Origin of the sequence: Clavibacter sp. MX14-G9D, assembly GCF_032917815.1 — a bacterium.
GTDB lineage: Bacteria > Actinomycetota > Actinomycetes > Actinomycetales > Microbacteriaceae > Clavibacter > Clavibacter michiganensis_K.
This window is the reverse complement of sequence record NZ_JAVCVL010000122.1, coordinates 1-8,417: the sequence shown is the minus strand read 5'-3', so window position 1 is coordinate 8,417 and position 8,417 is coordinate 1. Positions and strand designations below refer to the sequence as shown.

Annotated in this window: 8 protein-coding genes and 1 tRNA gene; 6 read left to right on the top strand and 3 right to left on the bottom strand. The window is 74.1% G+C overall.

Going from position 1 to position 8,417, the window contains the following annotated elements:
* Window positions 1-172: 172 nt before the first annotated feature.
* Both Q6969_RS10440 and Q6969_RS10435 read left to right on the top strand, forming a co-directional pair.
* Window positions 173-1,180, top strand: coding sequence for an LLM class flavin-dependent oxidoreductase (locus tag Q6969_RS10440; protein ID WP_317230384.1), 1,008 nt, complete (start codon window positions 173-175; stop codon window positions 1,178-1,180).
* Between the two features lie 9 nt (window positions 1,181-1,189).
* Window positions 1,190-1,600, top strand: coding sequence for a TraR/DksA family transcriptional regulator (locus Q6969_RS10435; RefSeq protein ID WP_396335536.1), 411 nt, complete (start codon window positions 1,190-1,192; stop codon window positions 1,598-1,600).
* A gap of 25 nt (window positions 1,601-1,625) precedes the next feature.
* Here the strand turns inward: Q6969_RS10435 and Q6969_RS10430 are convergent, their stop codons facing one another.
* Window positions 1,626-2,129 carry a MarR family winged helix-turn-helix transcriptional regulator gene (locus tag Q6969_RS10430; RefSeq protein WP_317230383.1) on the bottom strand — a complete coding sequence of 168 codons (504 nt, stop codon included), beginning with the start codon at window positions 2,127-2,129 and terminating at the stop codon, window positions 1,626-1,628.
* A gap of 965 nt (window positions 2,130-3,094) precedes the next feature.
* Between Q6969_RS10430 and Q6969_RS10425 the strand changes: the two genes are divergently transcribed.
* The 3 genes from Q6969_RS10425 (at window position 3,095) to Q6969_RS10415 (ending at window position 5,756) form a co-directional block, all read left to right on the top strand.
* Window positions 3,095-3,166, top strand: a tRNA-Gln gene (locus tag Q6969_RS10425).
* Window positions 3,167-3,219: 53 nt separating this feature from the next.
* Complete coding sequence (glmU, locus tag Q6969_RS10420) at window positions 3,220-4,764, top strand: bifunctional UDP-N-acetylglucosamine diphosphorylase/glucosamine-1-phosphate N-acetyltransferase GlmU (RefSeq protein WP_317230382.1); 1,545 nt, start codon at window positions 3,220-3,222, stop codon at window positions 4,762-4,764.
* A gap of 14 nt (window positions 4,765-4,778) precedes the next feature.
* Complete coding sequence (locus Q6969_RS10415; protein WP_317230381.1) at window positions 4,779-5,756, top strand: ribose-phosphate diphosphokinase; 978 nt, start codon at window positions 4,779-4,781, stop codon at window positions 5,754-5,756.
* 48 nt (window positions 5,757-5,804) lie between these two features.
* Here the strand turns inward: Q6969_RS10415 and Q6969_RS10410 are convergent, their stop codons facing one another.
* The gene (locus Q6969_RS10410; RefSeq protein WP_317230380.1) at window positions 5,805-6,179 is read right to left on the bottom strand and encodes a hypothetical protein; all 375 of its coding nucleotides are present in this window, start codon (window positions 6,177-6,179) and stop codon (window positions 5,805-5,807) included.
* Window positions 6,180-6,246: 67 nt separating this feature from the next.
* The gene (gndA, locus tag Q6969_RS10405) at window positions 6,247-7,701 is read right to left on the bottom strand and encodes an NADP-dependent phosphogluconate dehydrogenase (RefSeq protein WP_317230379.1); all 1,455 of its coding nucleotides are present in this window, start codon (window positions 7,699-7,701) and stop codon (window positions 6,247-6,249) included.
* An 83-nt stretch (window positions 7,702-7,784) separates the two neighbouring features.
* Here gndA and Q6969_RS10400 point away from each other — a divergent pair.
* Window positions 7,785-8,417, top strand: a 633-nt coding sequence (locus tag Q6969_RS10400) for a gluconokinase (RefSeq protein ID WP_317230378.1), incomplete at its 3' end; no start/stop codon positions are given.

The window sequence follows — 8,417 nt, the reverse complement described above, 5'->3', positions numbered from 1 at the left end:
GCCGTCGACCGCCGCCCCGCGGTCCCGGCGGCATCCGACCTGCCCGAGGCGCTCGCGCCCGCCTCCCCGGTCGGCACCTCCGCCCCCACGCGATGAGGGCGGCGCCGCGCCCGGGACGCCGCGCGCTCCCCCGGCTCGGAACACCCGGGGCCCTCCCGCTGTTGACCCCGGCATGACCGTCCCGCTCTCCATCCTCGACCTCGCTCCCATCGCCCCCGGGGAGACCGCCCGCGACAGCTTCGCCGCCTCCGTGGCGCTCGCCCAGCAGGCCGAGCGCAGCGGCTACCGCCGGGTCTGGTACGCGGAGCACCACAACATGGCGTCCATCGCGTCGAGCGCCACGAGCGTCCTGATCGCCCACGTCGCCAGCCGGACGTCGACGATCCGCCTCGGCTCCGGCGGCGTGATGCTCCCCAACCACTCGCCGCTCACCATCGCCGAGCAGTTCGGCACGCTCGAGACGCTGCACCCGGGCCGCATCGACCTCGGCCTCGGCCGCGCCCCCGGCAGCGACCAGGCCACCTTCCGGGCGCTCCGCCGCGACCCCGCGTCGTCCGACCGGTTCCCCGAGGACGTCGTCGAGCTGCAGGGCTTCCTCGCCGGCGAGAGCCAGGTCCCCGGGGTCTCCGCGACCCCCGGCGCGGGCACCCGCGTGCCCCTCTACATCCTCGGGTCCTCGCTCTTCGGCGCCCAGCTCGCGGCGGCCCTCGGCCTGCCGTACGCGTTCGCCTCGCACTTCGCGCCCGACGCCCTGCTCGAGGCCGTGCGGATCTACCGCCGCGACTTCCGCCCCTCCGAGCAGCTCCAGGAGCCGTACGCCATCGCCGGCATCAACGCCATCGCCGCCGACGACCGCGCCGACGCCGAGCGCCAGTTCCAGGACGTCCGCCGGGCGCGGCTCATGATGCTGCTCCGGCAGAGCGGGCAGATCCCGGCCGACCAGACCTTCACCGACGACGAGCTCGACCGGCTCCTCGAGGCGCCCGTCGGCGCGCACGTGGCCAGCATGATGACGTACACGGGCATCGGCACGGGGGCCGAGGTCTCCGACTACGCGAACCGCTTCGCGGAGCGCGCGGGCGTCGACGAAGTCATCGTCGGGCATGCCTCGCAGCGGACGCCGGAGCGCCTCCGCTCGGTGGAGCTGCTCGCCGACGCGCACGCGCTCGTCGCCGCGTAGCCCGGTTCCGTGCCCGCAGACCCCGACCCCGACGACGCCGCGCGGGACGACGCCGCGCCGATCGAGGCGGCCCCGGCCGACGCCGCGCCCCTCGACCCGCGTGCGTCCCTGGCCGCCCTGCGGGCCGACACGCTCGCGCTCATCCGCGGGCTCGACCGCGACGTGGCGGCCATCGTCGAGGCGCGCCAGGACGCCAACTCCGACGACGAGCACGACCCGGAGGGAGCGACCCTCGCCTTCGAGCGCTCGCAGTCCGACGCGATGATCCACGAGGCGCGCGCCCGCCTGGACGACGTCGACGCGGCCGTCGCACGACTCGACGCCGGCACCTACGGCCGCTGCGAGGTCTGCGGGGAGCGGATCCCGGCCGGCCGGCTCGAGATCCGTCCGGCCGCGCGCCGCTGCGTCGCGCACGCCTGAGCGACGCCGCCGACGGCCGGTCGGATCAGGCCCCGTCGTCGTCCAGGTCGAGGATCAGCTGGCGGAGGAGCCCCGCCAGCGTGTCGCGATCGGCGGCGGGCATCGTCTCCAGCAGGTCGGCCTCCTCGGCGACCAGCCGCGTGATGGCCGTGTCCACGCGCCTGCGCCCGGCGTCGGACATGACCACGAGGATCCCGCGCCCGTCGTGCGGGTCCGTCCGGCGCTCCACGAGCCCGCGGGCGACGAGCCGGTCGATGCGGTTGGTCATGGTGCCCGAGGAGACGAGCGTCTGCTGGAGGAGGGCCTTGGGGCTCAGCTGGTAGGGGTCGCCCGCGCGCCGGAGCGCCGACAGCACGTCGAACTCCCACGACTCGAGCTCCGACTCCTGGAACGCCGAGCGCCGGGCGCGCTCCAGCAGCCGCGACAGCCGTCCGACGCGCGACAGCACCTCGAGGGGGGAGAAGTCGAGGTCGGGCCGCTCGCCCCGCCACGCGTCGACGATGCGGTCGACCTCGTCGCGGCTGGGCATGCCCCCATCATGCCGGTCCGCCCCGGCTTCCCGGACCCACCTGGGAGTCCGGCTCCTCCTCGGCCTCCGGCGCCCGCGACCCCGCGGGGACGAGGTCGTGGACGTCCGCGGCGACGCCGGCCGCGTCGAACAGGGACGCCGAGCGCACCCGGCGACGGGCCGCGTCGCCGAGCGCCTCGGACCGGCCCTCGGCGATGCGCCGGGCGAACGCGAGGGTGGCGAGGCAGGAGAGCGCGGCGCGACGGCGTCGACCACGGGGCGGAGGGCATCCGCCGACACGGGCCCGGGGACCCGGTGCGCGAGGCGCAGCCCGGGAGTCGCGCCCGGGACCGACGCCGTCCACGACTCGGGCAGCGGCTCGATCCCCGCGGCGCGCAGGGCCTCGACGAGGGCGCGGTCGAGCCGGGGCAGGTCCACGGCCAGCCCCGCGAAGGTCTCCTCCAGGTCCTCGGGATCCGCGGAGACGCCGAAGGGGACGTCGCACGCGACCCGGTCCGCGGGGCCCGCGGGGCGGACTTCGACGACGAGACCGGCGGGGTCGCCGGTCGCCACGCGCTCGGCGAGGGCCACGTGGAGGTCCTCCACGGCCCGGCGCATCGCGATCCTGCCCCGATGCTCCTCGAACCGGAGGCGATCGCCGGGTCGGAGGTCGTCGAGCGGGATGCGCGCGCGTCGCAGGAGGTCCAGCGTGATGCCGTCGACGAGCTGGTCGGGGGAGCAGGAGCGGTACCCGGTGGCCGGATCGACGGCCGCCGGGGTGAGCACCGCGCGCTCCGCGTACAGGCGGAGGGCCGTGTCGGAGAGGCCGGTCGGGGATCGGAACCGACCGGCGGGGAGGTTCGTGGGGGGCGGGGAGGACATGCCCTCACGGTGGGCCCCGCCCCAGGGGCGGAGTCGAGCGCCCGGCCGACCGGCGCACCGCGGTCTGGCAGACTCGACCTGCGCACGGCCGGGCCGTGGAGCGGTCCGCCTTGGTGTAACGGCAGCACTTCAGCCTTTGGAGCTGTGAGGTCCAGGTTCGAATCCTGGGGGCGGAGCGACGCCCGCCGGCCGCGCCGGACGACGGAACGCGAGACGCAGGGAGATCGTCATGACCGACTCAGACAGCACGCCGAGGACCCGCGAGATCCCCATCGTCACGGGCGAGCTCGACGTCGACGGCGAGCCGCGCAGCCCCTCGATCGCCGTCGTGATCCTCGCCGCCGGCCAGGGCACGCGCATGCGCTCGCGCCTCCCCAAGGTGCTGCACGCGCTCGCCGGGCTGCCGCTCGTCGGCCACGTGCTCGCGACCGCGGAGGAGCTGGGCGCCCGCCACGTCGTCACCGTCGTCCGCCACGAGCGCGACCAGGTCGTCGAGGTCGTCCGCGCCCTCTCGCCCGACGCCCTCGTGGTCGACCAGGACGAGATCCCGGGCACCGGCCGCGCGGTGGAGGTGGGCATCACCGCCCTGCCCGACGGGTTCACGGGCCAGGTCGTCGTGCTGTCCGGCGACGTGCCGCTGCTCGACGCGGCGACCCTCCGCTCGCTCGTGTCCGCGCACCGCCAGGCCCGCAACGACCTGACCCTGCTCACCGCCCGCCTCGCCGACCCCACCGGCAACGGGCGCATCATCCGCGGCGAGGACGGCGGGTTCCAGGCCATCGTCGAGCAGAAGGACGCCACGGGCGACCAGCTCCGCATCGACGAGGTCAACGCGGGCGTCTACGTCTTCGACGCGGAGGCGCTGCGGCGGACCCTGGGCGCCATCGGCACCGAGAACGCGCAGCGGGAGAAGTACCTCACCGACGCGGCCGACGTCATCCGCCGCGCGGGCGGCGCCATCGAGGCGCTCCCCGTGCGCGACAGCTGGCTGGTCGCCGGCATCAACGACCGGGTGCAGCTCACGGCGGCCGCGACGGAGCTGAACGCGCGCATCATCCGGCGCTGGCAGCTCGCGGGCGTGACCGTCCAGGACCCGCGCACCACCTGGATCGACGTGAAGGCCACGCTCGCCGCCGACGTGACCGTCCTCCCGGGCACGCAGATCCTCGGCGCCAGCACGGTGGCCGCGGGGGCCACGGTCGGCCCCGACACGACCCTCCGCGACACGGAGGTCGGCGAGGACGCCGAGGTCCGCCGCACCGACGCGGAGCTCGCCGTCATCGGCGCCCGCGCGAAGGTCGGCCCGTTCTCGTTCCTCCGCCCGGGCACGCGCCTCGGCGACGACGGCAAGATCGGCGCCTACGTCGAGACCAAGAACGTGGAGATCGGCGCGTCCAGCAAGGTCCCGCACCTCAGCTACGTGGGCGACGCGACCATCGGCGAGCACACCAACATCGGCGCCGGCGCGATCTTCGCGAACTACGACGGCGTCGCCAAGCACCGCACGGAGGTCGGCGACCACGTGCACGTGGGCTCGCGGAACGTCTTCGTCGCACCCGTTAGGATCGGTACCGGCTCCTACACGGGTGCCGGTGCCGTCATCCGCAAGGACGTCCCGCCCGGCGCACTCGGCATCTCGGTGGCGCCGCAACGCAACATGGTCGGCTGGACCGAGGCCAAGCGACCGGGCACCCCCGAGGCCCGGGCCGCCGTCGAGGCCGCCGACGGCGCGAGGGACGACTCGTCCGACGCCCAGACCACCGAGCAGCACTGACGAGACGGAGTCCCGTGTCCGCAATCAAGACCGCCGGAGAGAAGCGGCTCGTGCTCGTCACGGGGCGCGCGCACCCCGAGCTCGCCGAGCAGATCGCGGAGGAGCTCGAGACCACCCTCGTGCACACCGACGCGCGGACCTTCGCCAACGGCGAGCTCTACATCCGCTACGACGAGAGCGTCCGCGGCAGCGACGCCTTCGTCATCCAGGCGCACACGGCGCCCATCAACGAGTGGCTCATGGAGCAGCTCATCATGGTCGACGCGCTCAAGCGCGCCTCCGCGAAGCGCATCACTGTGGTGGCCCCGTTCTACCCCTACGCGCGCCAGGACAAGAAGGGCCGCGGCCGCGAGCCGATCTCCGCCCGCCTGGTGGCCGACCTCTTCAAGGCCGCCGGCGCCGACCGGATCATGTCGGTCGACCTGCACGCCGCCCAGATCCAGGGCTTCTTCGACGGTCCCGTCGACCACCTCTTCGCCATGCCCGTGCTCCTCGAGCACATGCGCAGCGTCCTCGACTCGAAGACCCTCACGGTCGTCTCGCCCGACATGGGCCGCGTCCGCGTCGCCGACATCTGGAGCGACAAGCTCGGCGCCCCCCTCGCCATCATCCACAAGCGCCGCGACCCGAAGGTGCACAACCAGGTCACCGTGCACGAGATCGTGGGCGAGGTCTCGGGTCGCGTCTGCCTGCTGGTGGACGACCTCATCGACACGGGGCGCACCATCGTCTCGGCCGCCGAGGCGCTCAAGAGGAACGGCGCCACGGGCGTCGTGGTGGCGGCGACGCACGCCGTCTTCTCGGACCCGGCCACGCAGATCCTCGACAGCCCGCACATCGACTCGGTCGTCGTCACGGACACGCTGCCGATCCCGGAGGGGAAGCGCTGGGACAAGCTCACGGTGCTGCCCATCGCGCCGCTGCTGGCCCGCGCGATCCACGAGGTCTTCGACGACGGATCCGTCACGAGCATGTTCGACGGCGCGGCCTGACCCGGTGCACGCCCGCCGCCTCCCCGTGCGGGAGGCGGCTCCCGCGGGTCAGTCCCGGGAGTTCCGCTCGACGACCTCGCGCGCGGCGCGCCCCGAGGGGATGAGGCCCAGCGAGACGATGTGCTCGTCGCCGCCGAAGGCGTACCGCGTGTAGCACTCGTAGCCCACGACGCCGGGGCCGAAGAGCTGGAAGCGCACCTCGTAGGACGGGGAGTCGGGGCGCTCGAAGCGCACGAAGTCGGCGCACGCCATGTCGGCCGTGTTCGCGCCGACGCGCACCATGGTGACGACGCCGGGCAGCAGCAGGCTGACGATCCCGACGACGACGACGACCCGCATCACGAGGAGCGTGCGCTTGCTGCGCAGGCTCCGGGGGCGGTGCGGCTCGTAGCCCGCGAGCTCGGGGTGCTCGTCGTCGTCCATCCGCCCCAGTCTGACAGACGCCCCGCCGCCCACGAGGGGCGGCGGGGCGTCGTCGGGGCGCGGACGGCTAGTGCGTGTCCTCGGCCTCGATCTCGGAGCGGTCGCCGGACCACAGCGTGTGGAAGGTGCCCTCCTTGTCGACGCGGTGGTACGTGTGGGCGCCGAAGAAGTCGCGCTGGCCCTGCACCAGGGCGGCGGGCAGGCGCTCGGAGGCGAGCGAGTCGTAGTAGCTGAGCGCCGACGCGAAGCCGGGCACCGGGATGCCGGACAGCGCGGCGACCGAGACGACGCGGCGCCAGGCCTGCTCGCCGTCGGCGACGGCCTTCGCGAAGTACGGGTCCTCCAGCAGCGTGGCGAGACCCGAGTCCTTCTCGTACGCCTCGACGATGCGGTTCAGGAACTGGGCGCGGATGATGCACCCGCCGCGCCAGATCTCCGCGACCTTGCCCTTGTCGATGTCCCAGCCGTACTCCTCCGCGCCCGCGATGATCGCGTCGAAGCCCTGCGCGTACGCGACGACCTTGCTGGCGTAGAGCGCGGCGCGCACGTCGTCCTCGAAGGTGTCCCCGCCGGGCTGGATCTCCGGACGGCTCGTGATCGTGGCCTGCACGGCCTTCCGCTGCTCGGGCTTCGAGGAGACGGCGCGGGCGAACACGGCCTCCGCGATGCCGCCCACGGGCACGCCGAGGCCCACCGCGTTCTGCACGGTCCAGACGCCGGTGCCCTTGGAGCCGGCCTGGTCGACGATCACGTCGACGAGGGGCTTCCCGGTCGACGCGTCCTCCTGCCGCAGCACCTCCGCGGTGATCTCGATGAGGTACGACTCGAGGTCGCCGCCGTTCCACTCCTCGAAGACGTCGGCGATGGCGTCGGGCTCGTGGCCGCCGACGCGGCGGAGCAGGTCGAACGACTCGGCGATGAGCTGCATGTCGGCGTACTCGATGCCGTTGTGGATCATCTTCACGAAGTGGCCGGCGCCGTCGGTGCCGACGTGGGTCACGCAGGGCTCGCCCTCGGCGACCGCGGCGATGGACTCGAGGATGGGGCCGAGCGTCTCGTACGCCTCGGCGGTCCCTCCGGGCATGATGCTCGGGCCCTTGAGGGCGCCCTCCTCGCCGCCGGAGATGCCGGCGCCGACGAAGTGGAGGCCCTTGGCGCGGACCTCCTTCTCGCGGCGGATGGTGTCGGTGAACAGGGCGTTGCCGCCGTCCACGATGATGTCGCCCTCCTCGAACGCCGCGGTCAGCTGCTCGATGACGGCGTCCGTGCCGCGACCGGCCTTGACCATGATGATCGCCGTGCGGGGGCGCTGCAGCGACGCGGCGAACTCCTCCACGGTGGTGGCGGCGACGAAGCCGGCCTCGGGGTGCTCCTCGATGAGGTGCGTGGTCTTCTCGGTGGTGCGGTTGTACACCGCGACCGTGTTGCCCTCGCGGCTGGCGAGGTTGCGGGCGAGGTTCGACCCCATCACCGCGAGCCCCACCACCCCGATGTTCGCCGTGGCCTTCTGGTCATCTGACATCTGATGCCTCCTTGTCGACAGTCGTGCTCAGGGTACGCCCGGGTCCCCGGGCGTCAGCGAGGTCTCGGGGAGCGTCTCGTAGGATGGACGGGCGCACCGCGAGGGTCGCGCCGCACGAGTTCCTCACCGAACCGCAGGGAGTGATCCGCATCGACGCCGTCCGCCCGTTCCCGCCCGTGATCGTGATGGGGGTCTCCGGATCCGGGAAGTCGACGGTGGGCGACCTCCTCGCCCAGGACGCGGGCGTCCCCTTCGTCGACGGGGACGACCTCCACACCGACGCCGCCCGCCGGAAGATGGCCGAGGGCCACGCCCTCGACGACGACGACCGGCGCCCCTGGCTCGAGGCCGTCGGGCGCGTGCTCGCCGACCGGCCCGAGGGCGGCCCGGTCGTCGCCTGCAGCGCCCTGAAGCGCTCCTACCGCGACGTCCTCCGCGCCGCCGCGCCCGACGTCGCCTTCGTGCACCTCGCGGGCGACCACGACCTCCTGGCCGAGCGCCTCGGGCACCGGGCGGGCCACTTCATGCCGGGGAGCCTCCTCGCCTCGCAGCTGCGCACGCTGGAGCCGCTCGGCGACGACGAGCGCGGCGTCACGCTCGACATCGCCGACGACCCGGTGGCCCTCGCCGACGCCGCGGTCCGCGAGCTCCTGCCCGGCGGCCGCACCGCGTCGCCCGGCCGGCTCGACGACGCCCCGGCGTCGCCGACGGAGCCC